This window comes from Microvirga brassicacearum (assembly GCF_008757455.1).
Classification (GTDB): domain Bacteria; phylum Pseudomonadota; class Alphaproteobacteria; order Rhizobiales; family Beijerinckiaceae; genus Microvirga; species Microvirga brassicacearum.
Genome location: NZ_VCMV01000035.1, coordinates 1 through 19,495 on the forward strand (window position 1 = coordinate 1; position 19,495 = coordinate 19,495).

The window sequence follows — 19,495 nt, forward strand, 5'->3', positions numbered from 1 at the left end:
TGTCATCTACACCTCCGGATCCACCGGAACGCCAAAAGCCGTCGTCGTGACGCATCAGGGCATCAGCGCACTTGCAGGGGCGCAGATCGAGCGCTTCGGCGTCACCTCGCGTTCGCGCGTACTCCAGTTTGCCTCGTTCAGCTTCGACGCCGCCTTTTCAGAACTCTGCATGGCCCTGCTCAGCGGCGGCACGCTCGTGCTGCCCGAGGAGCGTCTTATGGCCGGCGCAGCGTTGGCTGATTTCATGACGCGGCACCGCGTCACTCACGTGACCCTGCCGCCAGCTGTACTTGCGGCCATGGAGCCCGGCTCCCTGCCCTCCGACTGCACCATCGTGGTGGCGGGCGAAGCCTGTCCGCCGGACGTCGTGGCGGCATGGGCTCCCGGTCGGCAGATGATCAACGCCTATGGGCCGACCGAAACGACGGTCTGCGCCTCGATGAGCGATGCGTTATCGGGAGACGACCTGAATGGCGCCGCCGTTGCGCCGCCGATCGGCCGTCCGGTCTGGAACACGCGCCTCTATGTGCTCGACAGCGGCCTGCAGCCGGTGCCGGTCGGCGTCGCGGGCGATCTCTATGTCGCCGGCCAGGGCCTTGCCCGGGGCTATCGCGGCCGCAGCGATCTCACCGCCGAGCGCTTCGTCGCCGATCCGTTCGGCCCCGCCGGTGCCCGCATGTACCGCACCGGCGACCGCGCCCGCTACCGTCCCGACGGCAACCTCGACTTCCTCGGCCGCAGCGACCACCAGGTCAAGATCCGCGGCCACCGGATCGAACTCGGCGAGATCGAGGCGGTGCTCGCCCGCCACCCGGAGGTTTCCGCCTGTGCCGCTCTGGTGCGCGAAGACCAGCCCGGGCATCGGCGCCTCGTTGCCTATGCGGCCGGCCGTGCCGATGCCGAGTCCCTGCGTTCCTATCTGATGGAGCGGCTGCCCGAGCCGATGGTGCCGAAAGCCATCGTCATGCTCGAAGCCCTGCCGCTGACCCCCAACGGCAAGCTCGACCGCGCCGCCCTGCCGGCTCCCGATGCCGCCCCTGTCGCCGGCCGGGCGCCCCGCAACGAGCGCGAAGCTCTCCTCTGCCGCCTCTTCGCCGAAATCCTCGGCCTGCCCGAAATCGGCATCGACGACAGCTTCTTCGCCCTCGGGGGGCATTCACTCACCGCGGCGCGGCTTGCCAGCCGCATCCGCACCGAGTTCGGCGCGGACCTTAACGTGCGCAGTCTTTTCGAGGCGCCCACCGTCGCCGGTCTTGTCGCAAGACTGGACGGCGCTGTGATCGGCGATCCGCTGGATATGATGATCCGGCTTGCACCCGGCGGCAACCAACCGCCGCTATTCTGCATTCATCCGGGTTTTGGCATCGGCTGGAGTTATGCCGGACTCATTCCGCACCTCGAGGACATGCCTCTCTACGCCCTGCAGGCGCGCAATCTTGGTCACGACGAAACGATGCCGGACTCGATTGCCGAAATGGCGCGGGATTATCTGGCGCACATTCGTCAGGTGCAGCCGAAAGGCCCTTATCATCTGGTAGGGTGGTCCTTCGGCGGACTGGTCGCCCACGCGATCGCGACGATGCTTCAGGACGAGGGCGCGGAAGTCGCGCTCCTTGCGATGCTCGACAGCCATCTGTCGGATGCAGCGAGCGATCCGTCTGGTGCCGGATCGGATTCGTCCGACGCAACCCATCTGGCGCAGTTTCTTGCCATGATCGGGTATGAGGGCGCGCTTCCTCTCGACGGCCACCCGAACTGGGTCGAGATCGCAGCAAGTCTCGAGAGGGCGCATAATCCGTTGGGGCGCGTCCCGCCGCGCGGCTTCGTTGGGATGCTGGCTGTCAGCGCGAACAACCGCCGGCTCGCCGCGCAGTTTGATCCGGCGCCCTTCGTGGGCGAGCTGATCTATTTCCGCGCGACAGACGGCAATGAGGGGCCATCGGCCAACGAATGGGATGTTTTCGTCAACGGACCGGTCACCGTGCATCCGGTCGCGTTCAATCATAACGACATGACCAAGCCGGATAGTTTAGCCGTGATCGGACCGCTTCTCGCGGGCCATCTTCGCAGCGCGCGGCAACGGAAAAAAAGAGGGCACGAATGAGCAAACCCGAAGAGCACATCGCCGGCAGCGGGCGCCCGTTCACCGGCGCCGAATATCTCCAGAGCCTGCGCGATGGACGCGCGGTCTATATCTACGGTGAAAAGGTCGGCGATCTGGCCGAGCACCCGGCGTTCCACAACTCGATCCGCTCCATTGCCCGGCTCTACGATGCGCTTCACGCCCCCAAGACCAGCGAAATCCTCACCTGTGCGGCCGATACCGGAGCGGGCGGCCCGACCCATCGGTATTTTCGCGTCGCGCGCTCGGCGGACGATCTCTGCGCACAACAGCAGGCGATCGCCGAATGGGCGCGGATGACTTATGGCTGGATGGGCCGGACGCCGGACTACAAGGCGTCGATCATGAATACGCTTGGCGCCAACGCGGCCTATTACGGCGCCTTCGCCGACAATGCGCGCGATTGGTATCGGCGCAGCCAGGACGCAGTCCTGTTCATGAATCATGCGCTGGCCAACCCGCCGGTGGACCGGGCCAATCCGGGTGGAGCGCGCGACGTCTATATTCATATCGAGAAGGAAACCGATTCCGGGCTCATCGTGTCGGGCGCCAAGGTCGTGGCCACCTCGGCAGCTTTCACGCATTACACCTTTCTCAACCACCATGGCGCCGTCGCGGCGAGCGATCGAAGTCTCGCAGTCATGTTCTTCACGGCAATGGACGCGCCGGGCGTCAAATTGTTCTGTCGCAATTCCTACGAGCATCAGGCGAAAGCCACCGGCACGCCATTCGACTTTCCGCTGTCGTCGCGATTCGACGAGAACGACGCCATCCTCGTCCTCGATCAGGTTTTTGTGCCGTGGGAGAACGTCCTCGCTCATGGGGCGCATGGCCTGCCGGGAAATTTCCCCGTCGATTCAGGCTTTTTGCAGGGCACGAGTTTTCACGGCTGCACCCGGTTCGCCGTCAAACTCGACTTTCTCACCGGCCTGTTGTCGAAAGCGCTTCACGTCACCAGCGGCGACGAGTTCCGCGGCAACCAGGTGATGCTGGGCGAGGTGATCGCCTATCGGCACCTGTTCTGGTCGTTGTCGAACGCCATGGCGACCAAGCCTGACCCGTGGGTGGATGGAACGATGCTGCCCAATCTGCAGGCCGGCCTCGCCTATCGGGCGTTGGCACCGGATGCTTATGGGCGCATCAAGGAAATCATCCACAAGATCGTGGCTTCCGCGCTGATCTATCTTCCGTCGTCTTCTCGCGATTTCGACAACCCCGAAATCGATCCGTATCTCGCCCGCTATGTGCGCGGTTCGAACGGCATTGGCTACAAGGAGCGAATCAAGATCATGAAGCTTCTATGGGATGCCGTGGGGAGCGAATTCGCCGGCAGGCACGAACTCTACGAGCGCAATTACGCCGGTAATCACGAAGAGATCAAACTGCATTTGCAGGCGATGGCGCGAGCCGATGGATCGATGGGCGACATGACCGATCTCGTCGATCGTTGTCTCGCCGATTACGATGAGACAGGATGGGTCAATCCCACCTGGGCATCGTGATGCTGCCGCGCCCTTTGCCATCAGACCATGACCATCGAAGGAACCGCACCGAATGACCAACCCATTCGATGACGACAGCGCCACATTTCTGGTGCTGGTGAATGACGAGGGACAGCATTCGCTGTGGCCGGCCTTCGCGACAGTGCCCGCCGGATGGAGTATCGCATTCGGGGAAGACAGCCGAAAGGCATGTCTTGAATATGTCGAGACTCACTGGACCGACATGCGTCCCAAGAGCCTGATCGAGAGTGACGGCCAATGACCGGACGGCGCGGCTGACCCATGAAATTCATCAAGCTCCTTTTTGCTGAGGCGGGCGACGGCCGGACCAGGCTGCTGCTGATTTCCATTCTGCCCGGGATTGTCATGGCGGTCGTGATCGCCCTGGTGACCACCGTTTCGAACAACAGCAACTCGGAGGAGTTGCACGTTGTCGAAATGGGTTTCTTTGTCCTCGGCTGCGCCACGGTCCTGTTCACGATGAACCGCGCTCTCAACGCGATGACCGCGCTGGTATCGGGCTTTCTGGATCGGACGCGGCAATCGATCGCCCAGCAGGTCCGTCGTCTCGATCTGACCGCCTATGAACGTATTGGGCCCACTCGCATCAACGAGGCCGTCGGGCGTGATCTGCAGACAATCGATGAGACTGCGCCGGCCGTCGTGGCGCTGATTTACTTCGTCATGCAGTTGGTCGCCTCCGCCCTCTATATCGGCTATCTGTCCGTTCTCGCCTTCGGGGTGACGCTCGTGTGTTTCGCGGCGGCCGCTTACTTCTATCGTCGCAGCTACACCGACGCCGAGGATCTCTGGAAGGCGGCGACCGCGAGCGAGAGCGCGTTTCGCCTGAGCCTCGACCATCTCCTGGCGGGTTTTCGCGAGGTGAAGCTCAACGCCCGACGCAGCGACGACCTGTTTGCAAACTACATTGTCGCAAGATCGCACGAGGTCGAGAGGCTGCGGGTGGAATCGGGCCGTGGGTTCAATCGCGGCCAGACCGTGAGCGATATCTTCTTCTACGCGCTCATGGGAGCAATCGTCTTCGCCATTCCCCATTATGTGAGCGAAGCCTCCGTGCCGAGCAAGATCACGCTCGTCATCGTATTTTCCAGTGGCGCGATCGGCAGCATCATCCGGACCTTGCCCATGGTCGCAAGGGCGAATGTGGCGGTCGAGAGCCTCCACCGGCTCGAGCAAGACCTCGCGGCAGCAACACCGGCGGCGCCAAACGGCAATACGCAAGGCGATGCCGCGATCTTCGATAGCCTCAACGCCAGGGCGCTGACCTATACGTATACCGATCCGGCCGGCGGTCCGGCTTTCTCGGTCGGGCCCTGCGATTTCCAACTTACCGCAGGCGAAACCGTGTTTATCGTGGGCGGCAACGGCAGCGGCAAATCCACCCTCATCAAGCTGCTCACCGCCCTGTATGAACCGGACAGCGGCAGCATCCGCTGGGACGGAACGCCAGTGACCGGCGCGAATGTCGAGGCCTATCGCAGTCTGTTCACCGTCATCTTCGCGGATTTTCACCTGTTCGACCGACTCTACGGCATCGACGAGGTCGATCACGCTGCGCTCCAACGCCTCCTCGTCGATATGCGCCTCGACGACAAGGTCTCCTTCCAGGATGGCCGTTTCAGCACCACGGACCTGTCGTCGGGCCAGCGGAAGCGTCTCGCGATGGTGGTGTCCCGCCTGGAAAACCGCCCCATCTGCATCTTCGATGAGTGGGCGGCCGATCAGGATCCGGAGTTTCGCAAGTATTATTACGAGGTCCTGTTGCCGGAACTCAAGGCTGAGGGACGCGCGGTCATCGCCATCACGCATGACGACCGCTATTTCCACTTCGCCGACAGGCTCGTGTGGATGGATGAGGGGCAGATCACCCGCGTCGAAAAAACAGGCGTGGAATTCGCCTGATGCCATCCGGCCATCGATGAGTGGGCTGGACACGCTCACCGACCCGCGACTTTGGCCCGACGGCCGTCGAGAGGAACTGCCATTCCTCGAGCCGGGCGACGTCCATCTCTGGTCGGCTGGTCTCGATGCGCTGGATCCGACAGACTTACAACTGCCGCTCGACGCGGCGGAACATTCCCGCGCCGCAGCCTTCCGCTTTGCGCGTGATGCCCACCGTTTTCGGGTCGCCATGTGGATGCGTCGTTCGATCCTCGGGCGCTATCTCGGCAAAGAACCGGCCGATATCCGGTTTTGCACGGGGCCCTATGGCCGGCCGGAATTCGACCTGTCGGATTTTCCACGCGGGCTCCGCTTCAACGCGTCCCACAGCGGCGGCGTCAGCATCCTCGCGCTGACGCTCGACAATCCCATCGGGGTAGATATCGAAATCCCTCGCCCGCTCCCAGACTTTGTCCAGATGGCGCACGCCATCTTTCACCCGTCCGAGTGGCGCGCGATCGTCGCGATGGGAGATCCGGCTGACCGAGAAGCCGCCTTCTATCGCTGCTGGACGCGCAAAGAGGCGATTGCCAAAGGCGTGGGTCTCGGCCTCAATCTGCCGTTCGACCGATTTGCTGTCGAGACCACTCCGATCAAGGCACCGGTCATCACCGCCATCGAGCCCGGGCTCGATCTCGAATCGTCATGGAATCTGCGCGATTTCTCCGCGACGCATGTGTACGCGGCCGTGGCAACATCCTGCGCGCCACGGCTTCTCGCATGCAGATCCTGGCTCCCCTGATCGGGGCTCCCTGGTGTCTATCGCGGATTGACGCGTTGGCGACGGACAATCTCCACCTCGTCAGGCGGCGGCGTCAGCAGCAGCAACCCGATAAACACGATGACGGGAGTGAGGAAGAGGCTGAGAAGAAACGTCCCGAGATAACCGAGCTGCGAATGCCGCCCGCGGTTGGCGACCAACAGACAGAGGAGCGCGTAGATGGTGGCTGGAATGACCACCATGGTCAGACTCCTGCTGCAGGCGCGGCGGCGGCGGGCCGCGACCGGCTCTTGCCGCTGTCGTTCGGCTCGGCCGTCGTTTCCTGCTTCGCTTCGTCCTGCTTCTCGGCTGCGATCTTGCGGCCGCGCAGGTTCATCTCGCGGAAATAGTCACGGTAGGCGCGAGGATCGAAGTCGAGAAAGGCGCCGCCTGTCTCGAAGTGCCGTTGGAACACTTTTCCGATCGCATAAGTGAACCCGCCGAAGGCGACGCTCGTACCAGCGATGCCAACTGCCGTGCCGACGAGCGGAATGAATTTCAAGAAGCTTCCGGCCGCAATTGCAGCCGCGCCGGCGCCTCCGAGGGTGCCCATCAGAGCCGTGATCGTGCTCTTCGCCGCGTCCTGCTTGAACGGCACCTCATAAAGGGTCGCCATGCGCTTCAACATTGTCATCTGAACGGTGAACGCCGCCACCAGATCCACCCCCGGTCCAGGGATAAGACCCGACGCGACGGCCAGCAGCACATGATCCTGAATGACGCGCTCCGCCGAAGCGGTCCGATCGGCATCAATCGCTCGGGCCGGGTCACGCTCTTCAACGGTTGCGTTCGCAGCGATGGTCTCGACGGCGCTCATGTGGTTCTCCGTTGTGGTTGCGTCAACGCCGATAGCACAAAGGCATCGGGATTCTTCAGGAGGGCAGTCCGATGTTGGAAGAGACCTTACAGCATTTTAGGCAACCTTGCCTATCATTGTGTAGCGCCTGATTGCGAACGGCTCGCCGTGCCCTGGCTGCTCTGGGTGCGGGTATCAGAACTCGGCGTACCGGACGACGGCAGCGACGGTTCAGTGCGTGTCTGCTGGCGTGTTGTACCCGACCGTGCCGGCGGCGGGAACATGCTTGGGAGCTCTTCGAAATTCGGCAGCATGTTGCTGTTCGGGTTGACCGGCGGAGGGGCTGGGAGATTGGGCTGGTTAGCGATGTCGCTGCCAAGGATCAGTGGCAACTGATCCTTGTTACCGCCGACAATGACCACCTTGCTGTTGGGCGAGCGCGCGATCTGGACGGTCGCCTCGATCCCGCGCCAGGTCAGCAATTGCGGCGAGAGCGCATCGGCGACGATCGAGTAAAAGGTCTGGATGCCGATCGCTTCGATGCGCTTGCGTGCCGCCTCCTTCTCCGCCTGCTGGATCAGGAATTCGTATGCCTGGGCGTTCTGCTCCTCCGTCAGCTTGCGGGTAATCGCCTCGTTCAGGTTCTGGGGCAAGACGATTTTGCGAACCACCACCCCCTCATAGGAGATCAGGCCCACGGGAGCGAGTTTCAGCTGTTGGAGAATTTGCTGCTCGAGACTAGTCACTTCGAGCCGGTAAAGATCGTGCGGACCATACTTGCCGATGATGTCACGCACCGCCTCGATTGTGACCGGGCGGACGATCCGCTCGGCGTAGTCAGGTCCGACCTCCTGGTGCAGCTGGCCCGCCTGCGCCACGATGGGATGATAGATAACGGTGACATCCATCTCCACCGCCAGACCGTCGGCCGCCAATCCGTGCACGGATTCCTGGCTCGCCTGGGCGCGGACTTCATAACGATAGATCGTATTCCAGGGCCATTTTACGCCAAGACCTTCGTTGTAAACGAAGGTCGTTTCCGTTCCGCCGCCAAACAGGCGGTAGAGGACGCCGACCTCGCCAGGGCGGATTGCAAAAAATACAAACGGAGTGAGAATGAGCGCAATGAAGCCGACGAAGAGTGCAGTCGCGATCGCTTTGTCGCCGCGTTGCAGACGAAAACCCCGCCTGCGATGCTGACCATCGGGCTTAGACGGATCGACTCCGGGCACCATTTAGTCTCTTTCTCTGCTTTGGCGCGCATTGTTCTTCACTGGGAGCCGCTCCGCAACCCATAAGTGAAAAAAGCCACAGCACATGAACCGGAAAGCGGGTGCGCGTATGCTGGTCTGCGAGCGATGATCGGAGAACACCATGGAGCCGACCGAAACACATATCGTTGGACGATTGCTGCTCTCGAGCGCGCTCGTGGGTTACGCGGTCGTGACGCTCCGGGCCGATCTCGGTGAAACTCACGCAACCAACCCCCGGTGGCTGCGTCACGCCCGCTTTCACGTGGTTTGGCAGTCGCTCACCAACGCGGCCATTATCCTGCTGGGGCTCGTCCTGATCTGGTGGCCCGGGCCGATGTTGCGGCCCCGCCTCTATCTGGCGGGTGCGTTCGGGGCGATCATTCTCGGCACGTTTTTTGTGACGACGCTGACGCGATCTCTCTTCGGCGGCGGGCTTCGTGATGCGGAAGGCGAACCGCCGTTGCGGCTCGACCTGGGTCCCGCGACGACGACCTTCGACGCCAATGTGGTGATCTTCACCATCCTGTCGATAATTCTTCTTGCGGGGGTGGTGACCATCACGCTCTAGTCCTACAAGACGAAGATGATCACCCGGAGACGTTGAGTGCGCGTGCCATCTTCCAGCGAGGCGCTGACACCGAAAACGCTCAGCGCCTTCTTTTACGACCTCTACAATGAAGCTCCCCGTCCGCTGCGCATGCTGATCGCTGCGCGCCCCTACGTGTGCCCGTATGACAAGCTCGTAAGCTTCGTCCCGGAAGGGGCGACGGTGCTTGATTTTGGTTGCGGAACCGGGTCGCTCCTCGCCGTTCTCGCGGCCGTTGACCGGGTGGGGCACGGAATCGGTTGCGATGTTTCGGCTGCCCCTCTCGTCGCCGCCCGCGCCGCCGCAGCTCGCATTGGGGCTTCAGACCGCTTGGACTTCAGGCACATTGCCGACATCGACAGCGCGCCGGATGGTCCGTTCGACGTCGTCACCATGGTCGACGTGCTGCACCACATCCCGCCGCCACGACGGGCGGACGCCATCACTGCCGCGGCCCGCCGCACCGCCCGCGGGGGCCTCTTCATCTACAAGGACATGACTGACCGTCCGCTTTGGCGGCGCTTCGCCCACACCGTGGACGACCTCGTCTTCTCGCACGAACTCGTTCGTCAGGTGAGGGCCGGCGAGGTGGAGGCCTGGGCGGCTCAGTCTGGCCTCGCAATCGAGCACACCGAATCCATCCCCCGCCTCGTTTACGGGCATGAGCTTCGGGTGTTTCGCAAGCCGTGAGGCGTGCTTAAGACGGCATGGTGATCGACGAACCTATGAAGACTTGTTGACTAGCGCCCAGTTTCGGCCGCAGCCATGTGGAACCTGGGTTCCCCGGCGTATGGGTGACAGTTACGACGCGCTAGGAGGCGCCGGCGGTTTCTTGCCTCGTGTCCGCCGAGGCCCGCTGAAACTTAGGCGCCTTCTACCGGCAGCTTAGTCCTCCCGCGGGCTTTTGCTGGCTTGTCGGCTCCGGCCATAAACTGCGCTTTCGCCAGTTCGGCAAAACGGCCGCCGCTTTCGACCAGTTCGTCGAAATTGCCCGATTCAATCACGCGGCCGTGGTCGAATACGAGAATGCGGTCCGCGTTGCGGATGGTTGCCAGTCGGTGGGCGATGACGAAGGTCGTACGGCCCTTCATGACCTCGTCCAACGCCAGTTGCAACTTCTGTTCCGTCGCCGCATCGAGAGCGCTCGTGGCCTCGTCGAGAATGAGGATCGGTGGATTCTTCAAAAGGGCCCGGGCGATGGAGAGTCTTTGCCGCTCGCCACCTGAGAGGGAACGCCCGCGTTCGCCGATGATGGACGACAAACCATCTGTCTGGCGTGAGATGAATTCGATCGCCTGCGCGCGCTCCAGGGCTTCGATCATTTCCGCGTCCGTTGCCTCCGGCCGCCCAACCTGGAGGTTTTCGCGAATGGACCGGGCGAACAGCATGGGTTCCTGAAAAACCACGCCGATGTTGCGCCGCAGCGACGACAGGGTGAGATCGCGGATGTCGTCGTTGTCGATGCGGATCGAACCGGATTGCGGATCGAACGCGCGATGCAGCAATCCCAAGGTCGTCGATTTGCCCGAGCCCGTCGCCCCCACCAGCGCCACGTTTTCCCCCGGCTGAACCGTAAACGAGACGTCCTGAATGGCTGGTCGTTTTCCGTCATACGAGAAGCTGACATTCTCGAACGCCACCTTGCCGCGAAAGCGGTCCACGTCCTTGGCGTTCGGCCGATCGTGAACCGCCGGCGCGGTGTCGAGGATCTCGAAGAATTCCCGCATTTTCGGCGCTTGCATGAACAATTGATTGATGAAGCTGACGGCCTGTTCGAGGCGCGAAATCAGCATCGTGGCGATGCTCATGAACATTACGATCTCGCCGATGGTCGCGAGGCCGTTGAGATGCAGGCCCGTGCCGACCAGAAATACGGCCGTGACCGTGATGGTGGCCGCTGCGCGCGAGGCGACGGAGGCGATCGCCCACCAGGACAGGACCGGGTTCTGGGCCTGCAGCAATTGTTGGATGATGGCCCGCAGCGAGCCCGCCTCAGCCTCGACGCGGGTGAAGGACTGGATGACCGGAACATTGCCGAGCGCGTCGGAGGCATGTTCGGCGAGGCTCGAATGATAGCGTTCGACCGACCCCTGCAGGCTCTCGGTTTTTCTCACGACGATCGTGGTGAGGATGGCGAAGACGAACATCAGCGCTACGAGCAGCAAGCCCAGTCGCCAGTTCAGAAAAACCGTCATCGGCAGCAGGATGAACAGGGCGATGAGAGCCGCGAAATGCTCGCGAAAAAACCCGAGCCAGAGCCAGGCCATGCCGTTCGAGCCCTCCAGCATGACCTTCAGCACACGTCCCGAATGGGTGGAGGTGTGGAAGGCCAGCGGTAGTTCGAGGACATGCTCGAAATAATTCGCCACGACCGCCAGGCGACGACGATGCGACAGCCGGTCGGCATAGAGCGCCACCAGCACACCCGCGCCGATGGAGAAGAACGCAAAGGCCACCCAGGCGATGATCAGCGGCATGAGGGCCGTGAAGGTCACCGCCGGCGTGCCCGGAATCTGCGCCCGCGTGAGCACGTCGATGATGCGCCCGAACAGGATGGGTTCGGCGAATGCGGAGATCGCCAGCGCCACGTTGGCCAGCGCCAGAAGCCCTCCGATCCTGAGATCGGAGCCGAGTTGACCAAGAACGCGGATGTAAAGGCGGATCAGCCACATGGGCAGAGAACCTTGGATGGAGGGTCGCGCAAGGGACGCCGGGGCGCTCCGTTGTTATGATCGGACCCGCGGCACCAACCGGGCCCAGGAGGCGCCCCGCAAACGCGTTGCACCGCACCGCAGACTACACTCCTTCAACATAGCGGCGAATTCGCGAGCGTCCATCCCGCGGCTCTCGAAGGTCGCTGGATTCGACCCTAGCGCCGGTCCGCCGCCACCACCATCGCCCAATAGACCTTGTATTTGGAATTGGGCGTGAAGGCCGTGGCGATGCCGATGCGGGTGGCCTGAGGGTCGAGCAGCACACGATTGTGCTGGGGGCTTTCGCGCCAGCCGGAAAACGCCTCGGCGAGCGTATAATAGCCCGCCGACAGGTTAGCGGCGGGAGCCCTGAACCCGGCAGATGCCAGTTGTGCCTTCACGGCGTCGGCCGAACTCGGCTTGTCGGCCGTTGCCATGGCGCGGGCTTCGGCCTGCGCTGCAGCCTGCAGATCGGGATCGACCGTCAGCGGCCCGAGTCCCTTGTTGGACCGGTAGGCGCTGATCATGTCCCGGGCCATCGCGGCATCGACGACGGCGTCGGCCCGCGCCATCGGCAGGTAGAAGCTGGGCGCCACCGCCGCGCGCGGCGGTGGGGGCGAACAGGCCGAAAGGGCCACGGAGAGGAAGCTGAGAAGGAGGATGATGCGTGTCATGCGGGCGATTTATCCTTGAGAAGGGTTAAGCCTTCATCATCGTCCTGCGGCTTCGCCTTTTCGTCCTGCGCGTCCGGCTCAGGCGGCTTCGGTGCCCCGTCGGGGAATCCGGTCCCCTCCAGACGCAACTGTCTGAAGATGTCGAAGTAGAGATCGCTTGCCACACGGCCGGCCGAGTCAATGTCGTCGACGAAACACACCAAATCGAAATCGATCGTGTTCTCGGTGACTTTCTTGAAGATCACGCGCGGATCGGGCTCGCTCATGATTTCCCGATGGGCCAGAGCGCTGCGGCGCATGATTTCCGCGATCCTGTCCGGATCGGAGGCGCGCGGCACGGGAATCGACACCAGAACGCGCCCGATCCGGTCGTTGCGAACGCGGTTGCGAACGATGCCCGAAATCAGGTTCGAGTTCGGCACGATCAATGTCGAACGATCCGCCGTCTGGATCTCGGTGGAGCGAACGTTGATACGCCGCACGTAGCCTTCGCCATCCCCGACGACCACGAGATCGCCGACGCGGATGGGACGCTCCCACAACAGGATCAAACCCGAGATGAAGTTGTTGACGATGGATTGAAGACCGAAACCGATACCGACCGACAGGGCGCCCGCCACGATGGTCAGGCGCTCAAGGCTTAAGCCAAGATAGCTGAATGCGATCACGCCCGCGGTGATGATGCCCACATACCCCGCCGCCGTGCGAATGGAATTGCGCAAGCCGGCATCGAGATCGGTCGCGGGCAGGAACGTGTTGTCGAGCCAGCGCTGGATGATGCGTGTGATCGTGAAGACAATCGCGAAAAGCAGGGCCGCGATCAGGATCGACGACATGGAAATCGTCACGTCGCCGACGTTGAAGCCAAAAAACACCGCGCGGACGGAGCCCATCAGGTCGGTCGACTCGACGCCCCAGGGCGCCAGCACGAGCAGGATCGCCATGATAATAAGGCTGAGCCGCGCCGCGCCCGTCGCCACGACCCCGATCTGCTCCAGCGAGCGCCGGCGCAGGCCCGTATTCGCCTGCAAGGCGGTGACGATGCGGCTCTGGGTACGGAAGGTGTTGCCGATGAATTCGTCCGCGATGTTCATGGCAAGGATGAGCAATGCGAGAAGGATCGAAATCCAGACAGCCTGGTCGACCACGAATGAGGCGAGCGCGACATAGCCGCCCAGGACGCTCGCGACGATAGCCGCCACCACGATCCAGCCAAGCGTCCGGACGGGTCCGCCAATCGTGAATTCCGACGAAACATACGGCCCGAGGCAGGCCTCGTCCTCAGTGGCCTTGTTGGCGAAACGGCGCAGCAATTCGGCAAAGATAAGCGCCATCGCAAGTGCAAAGACGGCGCGGGACAAGACCGTGATGGGCAATGCCGCCGCGATCGCCTGATTGAAGGACTCAAAGATCTTGCCGACCATTTCGACAGTCGCGAGCGTCACGCCGAAGCTCATGATGCGCGTCGCGGAAATGTCGGCGACGGAGATCAGGCGCCAGTTGGTGTGGTCGGGCGCCAGAATGGCATCGATCAGCGCCCGGACAAACGCGACGAATGCAATACCGCGCAAAAGCGCCGCCACCACCTGTTCGAGACGGGATGGAAAGATGTCGGCGGCATCGAAGGCGATCCACACGATCCAACACCCGACAATCGCCGGCACGGCGCCGAGAAAGAATGCCGTCAGCGCCGCCAGCAGACGCGAGCGACGGGAGGGATCGAGCGTATCGGGGTCGCGCTTGACGAAGCGGCGGGCGAGACTCCGGCGGCCTTCATAGAGGGCCACGGCACCCCCGACCGCAAGACCCAGCAGCAGCAAGGCGCCGAAGGTCGCATTGCGCTGGATCTGATCCAGCGTGTCCGACAGGGTCGTCCCCTGCGCGCGCAACTCGCGCGGGATCGCGTAGATGACATCCTTCCAGAGCTCCACGCTCAGGATGCTGTCGCTTTGCTCGAACAGCGCGCGCGCAAACCCCGCGCGACGCAGGTCGCCGATCTGTGTTGCCAGTTGTTCGGCCTGGAGCAGGATCGCCCGCGCGAGACGCTGCGTTTCGTCGAGTTCGGCCACTGCCGCCTCGCGCTCCGCCCGGTCCTTGGCCGCATCCGCGCTTTCTTCCGGCTCGCCATCCTTCGGTTTTGGTCCGAGTTGTCCCAGCCGGGCCTTGCTCGCCTCAAGGCGCGGCGCCTGCTCGGCGATGACAGCCCCGATGCCCTCGATCATCGGCTCGATCTGGAGGCGCAGCCTTTGCAGGTCGGCGTCAGAATGGCGGCGCGCCTCCAGGCCAAGCTCCGTCTGCGTCAGGTTGGCCTTGTAGCTTTCGAGCCTGGCGCGCGCGGCTTTCGTTTCCGCCGACAACGCCTTGACGGGTTCGCCATTGGGGTTGGTGGCAGGCTGAGAGGCGGGTGACGGAGCGGCCTGGGACACAGGTGCCGTTGCGGCAGGCAGGGGAGTTTGCCCAAAAACGCTCGATCCAGCGCATAGCAGCATGAGGAGAGCAGCCACGAGGCGCCTGCATCCGGATGGGGTCATTTTGTTCCGCCTTGTCGTTTTTCCGCCTGTCGCGGCCTGTTGCCGGCCGGTTATGCGAATCATTGAGGCGAAAAGTCGCCGGTGGCGGCGATGAGCGCAAGGCTAAGCCGGAGACGACGGATCGTCATCACCGGCTTTGTGTAACGTTCTGGCCTATTGAGGTGTCGCCGGGGCCGGCGTGACCGGCGTCGGAGGCGCGGAGCTGCCGGTATTTGGCGGTGGCGTGGGTGACCCGGTCGAAGAGCCGGACGGCGACCCCGTGACGGCATCCCGGGACGCATCCTGGCTTGGAGAGGTCGGCGACGTCATGGTCACCCAGGTGAGATAGCCGGCGATCGCGATGCCACAGAGGATCAACGCGCAAATCAAAACCACCAATACGGGACGCCCGGCGGGCCCCTGACGGGCGCGGTCGTCTGGAACAATCTTGGCCATTGCATCCTCATACACGGTGAAACGACGTCGGCACGCTCAACCAAAGCGTCACTGGGGAACGTCAGACGCTTCGGCGGGTTCCGCATTTGATGGGCAGAGAGAAATCCGGCGGCTGATGGCTGGCCTCCATGTTTTCGCCGCTTCAATGACCTTGGGTAGGATGGTTTCGAGGACATGTCATGGACGACAATTGCATCAGCCTGGACGGCGAGTGGGAATTTTTACACGTCGCCGACGATCGCCTAACCGGCCCCGCGGAGGTCCGGCAGATCGTGGTCCCAAGCCCTTGGCAGGCCCAGTTTCACGACCTTCGCATGCGGGCGGGGATCGGGATTTACCGCCGCTCCATCGACATCGATGCCGATTGGCTGGGTGACACCGTCTGGATCCGGTTCGGGGCGGTTTTCCATAACGCGCGGGTGTTCATCAACGATCAAGCCGTCGGCTCCAACGAGGGCGGCTTCCTGCCGTTTTCATTCGACGTCACGGAATATCTGCGCCCGGGCAAGAACGAGATCAAGGTGCGGGTCGATTCTCCCACCGATAATCCGGCTGAGTTTCCCGATTCGCCGTTTGCGGAAATTCCGTTCGGCAAGCAAAGCTGGTACGGCCCGCTTTCGGGCATCTGGCAGCCGGTCTATCTCGAGAGGCGCGTCGCCGACCACATGACCCGCATAAGGCTCGTCCCCAATCGGGACACGGGCCAGGTTTCGTCCGGGGTATTCTTTGCGCGTCCGATGACTCAAGAATCGCGAATCCGCGTCGAGGTGCGCGACCCTTCGGGTTCGGTCGTCGTCGAGGAATGGCATGAAGCGAGGATCGGCATCACCAGCATGCCCTTCGCGTTCCGAGTCGCCGACGTGGTGTCCTGGTCGCCGCAGGAACCGAACCGGTACCGCGTTCTGGTTGAAATCGTCCGCGACGACAAGGTGCAGGACGCGATCAGCGATCATTTCGGATTTCGCACGATCGAGATCAGAAACGGCCATTTTTATCTCAACGGCAAACCTTTTTATCTGCTCGGCGCGCTCGACCAGGATTACTACCCGGATACGATCTGCACGGTTCCATCCGTCGAATTTCTCGAGGATCAGTTTCGCAAGGCAAAAGAGCTCGGCCTCAATTGCCTGCGGTGCCACATCAAGGCAGCGGATCCGCTCTATTACGAAGTCGCAGACCGCATGGGGATGCTGATCTGGACGGAGCTTCCGAATGGAGGCATGTCGACGGAACGATCGCGGGGGCGCAAGGAGAAGCTGCTCAAGGGAATCATCGATCGCGACTGCAATCACCCGTCGATCATCATCTGGACGATCATCAACGAGAACTGGGGCGTCGATCTCGTGCACGACCCGGATCACCGTGAATGGCTCAAGCGAACCTTCGCGTGGCTCAAGGCTTATGATCCGACGCGCCTTGTGGTCGACAACTCGCCGCTCGCACCGAGCTTTCACGTTGAATCCGACATTGCGGATTATCACTTTTATGCCGCGATTCCGGATCATCGCGACGAATGGGATACCTTCGTCGACGAGCTCGCATCGCGCGCATCGTGGCTCTATTCGCCGTATGGCGACGCCGTCATCACCGGGCGCGAGCCGATCATGTGCTCGGAATTCGGCAATTGGGGCCTCCCCTACCCGAAAGATCTTCGGAACAAGACGGGCGAAGAACCCTGGTGGTTCGAGACCGGTCACGATTGGGGCGAGGGCGTGATGTACGCCCACGGGGTCGAAAACAGATTCGCGGACTGGAGCATGGACCGCGTATTCGGCGATCTGCGGCGCTTCGTGATGGCGGCGCAATGGCAACAATTCCGCGCGCTCAAGTACCAGATCGAAGCCATGCGGCGAAAGCCGAATCTCGCAGGCTACGTCATCACCGAACTTCACGATTGCCATTGGGAATCCAACGGGCTTCTCGACATGCGGCGCAATCCCCGCGTCTTCCACGAACTCTTCCATATCATCAACGGCAATACGGTGATCGTGCCGAAATGGAAGCGGGTCACCTACTGGGCCGGGGAGACAATCCAGCTGGAACTCGCGGTCGCCCACGGGGCCGGACCGGCTCTCGAGAATTGTCAGCTTTCGATCTGCCTCGGCGACGAGACGTTGCGCGTAAGCCTCCCCGCTCGCGTGGAAGCGCCAACGGTCGTTGACCTCGGCAGCATCGAGCTTCCTGTGCCTGATCTTTCCGAGGCGGATTTGCGCCGGATTGCCTTCGAATTGCGAGATGCGGACGGGCAACTGGTCGCGCAGAACCACCTCGATCTCGCCATTCACCCGCTGCGCAACGCGCCCGCGCAGGACGGTCAACTGATGTGGGCCGAGGACGACGACATCCGCGAGCGGCTTGAGGCGATGGGCTACGGAATGGCCCGTGCGATGTCAGAGGCGAATGTCATCGTGGCCCGAAACCACGACAAGGCCGTTGTCGACCACGTCCGGCAAGGTGCGAGCCTGCTGCTGCTGCCGGAGAATGAGATCAGCCTCTATCCGTTCTTTCCGCATTGGCAGAATGTCAGGGTCAAATCGCGCGATGGGACCCTGTGGAGAGGCGATTGGGCGTCGTCCTTTGCGTGGTTGCGACGGGTCGACCAGTTCGCACGAATTCCCTCCGGCCCGCTCCTCGACGAAACCATGGACCGCGTTCTGCCGGATTTCGTGATCGCCGGTTGCAATCTTCTCGATTTCCAGGCTCGGGTCTTTGCCGGGCTGGTCGTCGGATGGATCCACAAGCCTGTCGCTTTAGGGGTCGAACGGACCTATGGGCGCGGGCGGATCGTGGCTTCCACATTCCGCTTGTTCGAGGACGTACCGCTGGCAGACCCGACCGCCACCATGCTGCTGGATAGTCTCATCGAACTAGCGGTCGAATCGCGGGCGCAGCGGCTCGAAGAGGCCGTCCGGGCCGCCGAAGCGGCAGCCTGAGTGCCGCGATTTGCTATTGGGCCGCAAGCGGGGTGCGATGGCCATCGCGCCGCGGAGGGACGATCGGAGTCAACGTGCGCTCGCGGTGCTTGAGCCTGCTGGCATGCAGAATGTCCAGCCGTTGCGCATCGCGAAAGGCGTCAAGCATCGGCTGATGGGGAAGTCGTTCTCCGTGCGGGTCGGTGTGCGAGACGGGATCCCAAAGACCCATGGGCGTCCAGTCGGCCGGCGAATGCCATTCGGGCATTCCGAGGATCGGGTATAGACACACGCCGTGAAGAGGAACCCCCTCTCGTAGCAAGGCTTCGGCTTCCTCAGCCACTTCCCGCAACCAGGGTCCCCGCTTGTCGCCCACATGCGTCGTCTCGGTGATCATCAGATCGCCGCCGTAGCGGTTTGACACATGGCGCACGAGATCCCCTAATCTTACGCGCCGCGGGTCCTCGTCCGCGAGCGGCGGAATGGTGCCGCCATTCAGCGGCGTCACGCGCCACTCCCATTGATTGGTCCAGTAGTAGTTGATGCCCACGATATCGAGATGGGCGCGCGTGCCGCCAAGCTCCGGCATGAGACGACCGCTCAGCATATCCCAGGACTGGAACACCAGCCGATTGTTGAAATCCTCCGCCTCGTCGTGCCATTGCGGCATATCGGGCGGCAATGCCACGCGACACAAGGGATCGGCATTCACGATGCGAGCGTCCGGACGGACGTAACGAATAGCGTCGATGCCCTGGATGGCGGCGCGAACGAGCGCCACCTTCAAGTCCCAACCGCGGCCGATGCCGTGAGGTGCAAACAACCCCCTCTCGCCGGCGGCGAATGCCATGAAGGAAGGCTCATTGACGGGCGTGAAGTAGAGCGTCCGATCGCTCCGCAGAGCAGCGTAGCGGGTCGCAGCATAGCAGTAATCCGCAAATTGGGCGGGGAAGTCGTCGCTCCAAAGATCCACATGCGGCGGGAAGCCGTAATGAAACAGGTCCCAGATCACCTCGATGCCGTGCTTTGCGGCCGCGCGCATGAACGGCTCGACGGACGAAAAATCGTAGCGCCCGCGCCCGAGATCGATCAGCGGCCAGCGCATGACCTCTCTGACGCCACGGATCCCGAGCGCCGCGAGCTTGCGGTAATCCTCATCGACAGTGCGGTCGTGACCGGTCGCCGCCACCTGATCGAACCATTCGCCATGGCGGTTATAGCCGGTCGATCCCTCGAAGCCGGCTAGAAAGAAGCTTCGAAACATGAGGC

At 62.5% G+C, this 19,495-nt stretch carries 16 protein-coding genes; 9 read left to right on the forward strand and 7 right to left on the reverse strand.

The window, feature by feature from the left end:
- The 5 genes from FEZ63_RS18240 to FEZ63_RS18260 all read left to right on the forward strand — a co-directional run.
- Positions 1–2,104: amino acid adenylation domain-containing protein (locus FEZ63_RS18240; protein ID WP_150947141.1), on the forward strand; the 2,104-nt coding region annotated here is incomplete at its 5' end.
- Positions 2,101–3,624 (forward strand): 4-hydroxyphenylacetate 3-hydroxylase N-terminal domain-containing protein, encoded by a 1,524-nt coding sequence (locus FEZ63_RS18245; protein ID WP_150947143.1) that lies wholly within the window; start codon positions 2,101–2,103, stop codon positions 3,622–3,624. The genes FEZ63_RS18240 and FEZ63_RS18245, both read left to right, overlap by 4 nt.
- Positions 3,625–3,676: 52 nt before the next feature.
- Positions 3,677–3,886, forward strand: coding sequence for an MbtH family protein (locus FEZ63_RS18250; protein WP_150947144.1), 210 nt, complete (start codon positions 3,677–3,679; stop codon positions 3,884–3,886).
- A 20-nt stretch (positions 3,887–3,906) separates the two neighbouring features.
- Positions 3,907–5,547, forward strand: a complete 1,641-nt coding sequence (locus FEZ63_RS18255) for a cyclic peptide export ABC transporter (protein ID WP_150947147.1) — start codon at positions 3,907–3,909, stop codon at positions 5,545–5,547.
- A 16-nt stretch (positions 5,548–5,563) separates the two neighbouring features.
- Positions 5,564–6,328, forward strand: coding sequence for a 4'-phosphopantetheinyl transferase family protein (locus FEZ63_RS18260; RefSeq protein ID WP_162419781.1), 765 nt, complete (start codon positions 5,564–5,566; stop codon positions 6,326–6,328).
- A 17-nt stretch (positions 6,329–6,345) separates the two neighbouring features.
- On the opposite strand, the gene FEZ63_RS18265 is transcribed toward FEZ63_RS18260, so the two are convergent.
- The 3 genes from FEZ63_RS18265 to FEZ63_RS18275 all read right to left on the reverse strand — a co-directional run bounded on the left by FEZ63_RS18265 (position 6,346) and on the right by FEZ63_RS18275 (position 8,377).
- Complete coding sequence (locus FEZ63_RS18265; RefSeq protein WP_150947151.1) at positions 6,346–6,549, reverse strand: hypothetical protein; 204 nt, start codon at positions 6,547–6,549, stop codon at positions 6,346–6,348.
- A 2-nt stretch (positions 6,550–6,551) separates the two neighbouring features.
- Positions 6,552–7,163, reverse strand: coding sequence for a YcjF family protein (locus FEZ63_RS18270; protein WP_150947153.1), 612 nt, complete (start codon positions 7,161–7,163; stop codon positions 6,552–6,554).
- A gap of 113 nt (positions 7,164–7,276) precedes the next feature.
- On the reverse strand, positions 7,277–8,377 hold the full coding sequence (locus FEZ63_RS18275; RefSeq protein ID WP_150947155.1) for a prohibitin family protein: 1,101 nt from the start codon (positions 8,375–8,377) through the stop codon (positions 7,277–7,279).
- 139 nt (positions 8,378–8,516) lie between these two features.
- Here FEZ63_RS18275 and FEZ63_RS18280 point away from each other — a divergent pair, with 139 nt between their 5' ends.
- Entirely contained in the window at positions 8,517–8,963 is a 447-nt protein-coding gene (locus FEZ63_RS18280) for a hypothetical protein (protein WP_150947157.1), read from the forward strand.
- Between the two features lie 36 nt (positions 8,964–8,999).
- The gene (locus tag FEZ63_RS18285) at positions 9,000–9,671 is read left to right on the forward strand and encodes a class I SAM-dependent methyltransferase (protein WP_150947159.1); all 672 of its coding nucleotides are present in this window, start codon (positions 9,000–9,002) and stop codon (positions 9,669–9,671) included.
- A 173-nt stretch (positions 9,672–9,844) separates the two neighbouring features.
- On the opposite strand, the gene FEZ63_RS18290 is transcribed toward FEZ63_RS18285, so the two are convergent.
- From FEZ63_RS18290 to FEZ63_RS18300, 3 genes are all read right to left on the reverse strand, one after another.
- Positions 9,845–11,653 carry a glucan ABC transporter ATP-binding protein/ permease gene (locus FEZ63_RS18290; protein ID WP_150947161.1) on the reverse strand — a complete coding sequence of 603 codons (1,809 nt, stop codon included), beginning with the start codon at positions 11,651–11,653 and terminating at the stop codon, positions 9,845–9,847.
- Between the two features lie 197 nt (positions 11,654–11,850).
- Positions 11,851–12,348, reverse strand: coding sequence for a CAP domain-containing protein (locus FEZ63_RS18295; protein WP_150947163.1), 498 nt, complete (start codon positions 12,346–12,348; stop codon positions 11,851–11,853).
- On the reverse strand, positions 12,345–14,774 hold the full coding sequence (locus FEZ63_RS18300; RefSeq protein ID WP_244622873.1) for a DUF3772 domain-containing protein: 2,430 nt from the start codon (positions 14,772–14,774) through the stop codon (positions 12,345–12,347). Before FEZ63_RS18300 ends, FEZ63_RS18295 begins: the two co-directional genes overlap by 4 nt.
- Before the next feature lie 283 nt (positions 14,775–15,057).
- Here FEZ63_RS18300 and FEZ63_RS24860 point away from each other — a divergent pair, with 283 nt between their 5' ends.
- Together FEZ63_RS24860 and FEZ63_RS18305 are read left to right on the forward strand one after the other, a co-directional pair.
- A complete protein-coding gene (locus FEZ63_RS24860) occupies positions 15,058–15,207 on the forward strand; it encodes a hypothetical protein (protein WP_153245865.1) in 150 nt (49 codons plus the stop codon).
- A gap of 286 nt (positions 15,208–15,493) precedes the next feature.
- Positions 15,494–18,247, forward strand: a complete 2,754-nt coding sequence (locus FEZ63_RS18305) for a glycoside hydrolase family 2 protein (RefSeq protein ID WP_150947167.1) — start codon at positions 15,494–15,496, stop codon at positions 18,245–18,247.
- Positions 18,248–18,260: 13 nt separating this feature from the next.
- Here FEZ63_RS18305 and FEZ63_RS18310 read toward each other — a convergent pair whose 3' ends face one another.
- Positions 18,261–19,490 carry a glycoside hydrolase family 1 protein gene (locus tag FEZ63_RS18310; protein WP_201274200.1) on the reverse strand — a complete coding sequence of 410 codons (1,230 nt, stop codon included), beginning with the start codon at positions 19,488–19,490 and terminating at the stop codon, positions 18,261–18,263.
- Positions 19,491–19,495: the final 5 nt, after the last annotated feature.

Bases quoted from the DNA above. Each gene is read 5' to 3' on its own strand.
- FEZ63_RS18245 (WP_150947143.1), top strand. From the start codon at position 2,101: ATGAGCAAACCCGAAGAGCACATCGCCGGCAGCGGGCGCCCGTTCACC.
- FEZ63_RS18250 (WP_150947144.1), top strand. From the start codon at position 3,677: ATGACCAACCCATTCGATGACGACAGCGCCACATTTCTGGTGCTGGTG.
- FEZ63_RS18255 (WP_150947147.1), top strand. From the start codon at position 3,907: ATGAAATTCATCAAGCTCCTTTTTGCTGAGGCGGGCGACGGCCGGACC.
- FEZ63_RS18260 (WP_162419781.1), top strand. From the start codon at position 5,564: ATGAGTGGGCTGGACACGCTCACCGACCCGCGACTTTGGCCCGACGGC.
- FEZ63_RS18265 (WP_150947151.1), bottom strand. From the start codon at position 6,549: ATGGTGGTCATTCCAGCCACCATCTACGCGCTCCTCTGTCTGTTGGTC.
- FEZ63_RS18270 (WP_150947153.1), bottom strand. From the start codon at position 7,163: ATGAGCGCCGTCGAGACCATCGCTGCGAACGCAACCGTTGAAGAGCGT.
- FEZ63_RS18275 (WP_150947155.1), bottom strand. From the start codon at position 8,377: ATGGTGCCCGGAGTCGATCCGTCTAAGCCCGATGGTCAGCATCGCAGG.
- FEZ63_RS18280 (WP_150947157.1), top strand. From the start codon at position 8,517: ATGGAGCCGACCGAAACACATATCGTTGGACGATTGCTGCTCTCGAGC.
- FEZ63_RS18290 (WP_150947161.1), bottom strand. From the start codon at position 11,653: ATGTGGCTGATCCGCCTTTACATCCGCGTTCTTGGTCAACTCGGCTCC.
- FEZ63_RS18295 (WP_150947163.1), bottom strand. From the start codon at position 12,348: ATGACACGCATCATCCTCCTTCTCAGCTTCCTCTCCGTGGCCCTTTCG.
- FEZ63_RS18305 (WP_150947167.1), top strand. From the start codon at position 15,494: ATGGACGACAATTGCATCAGCCTGGACGGCGAGTGGGAATTTTTACAC.
- FEZ63_RS18310 (WP_201274200.1), bottom strand. From the start codon at position 19,490: ATGTTTCGAAGCTTCTTTCTAGCCGGCTTCGAGGGATCGACCGGCTAT.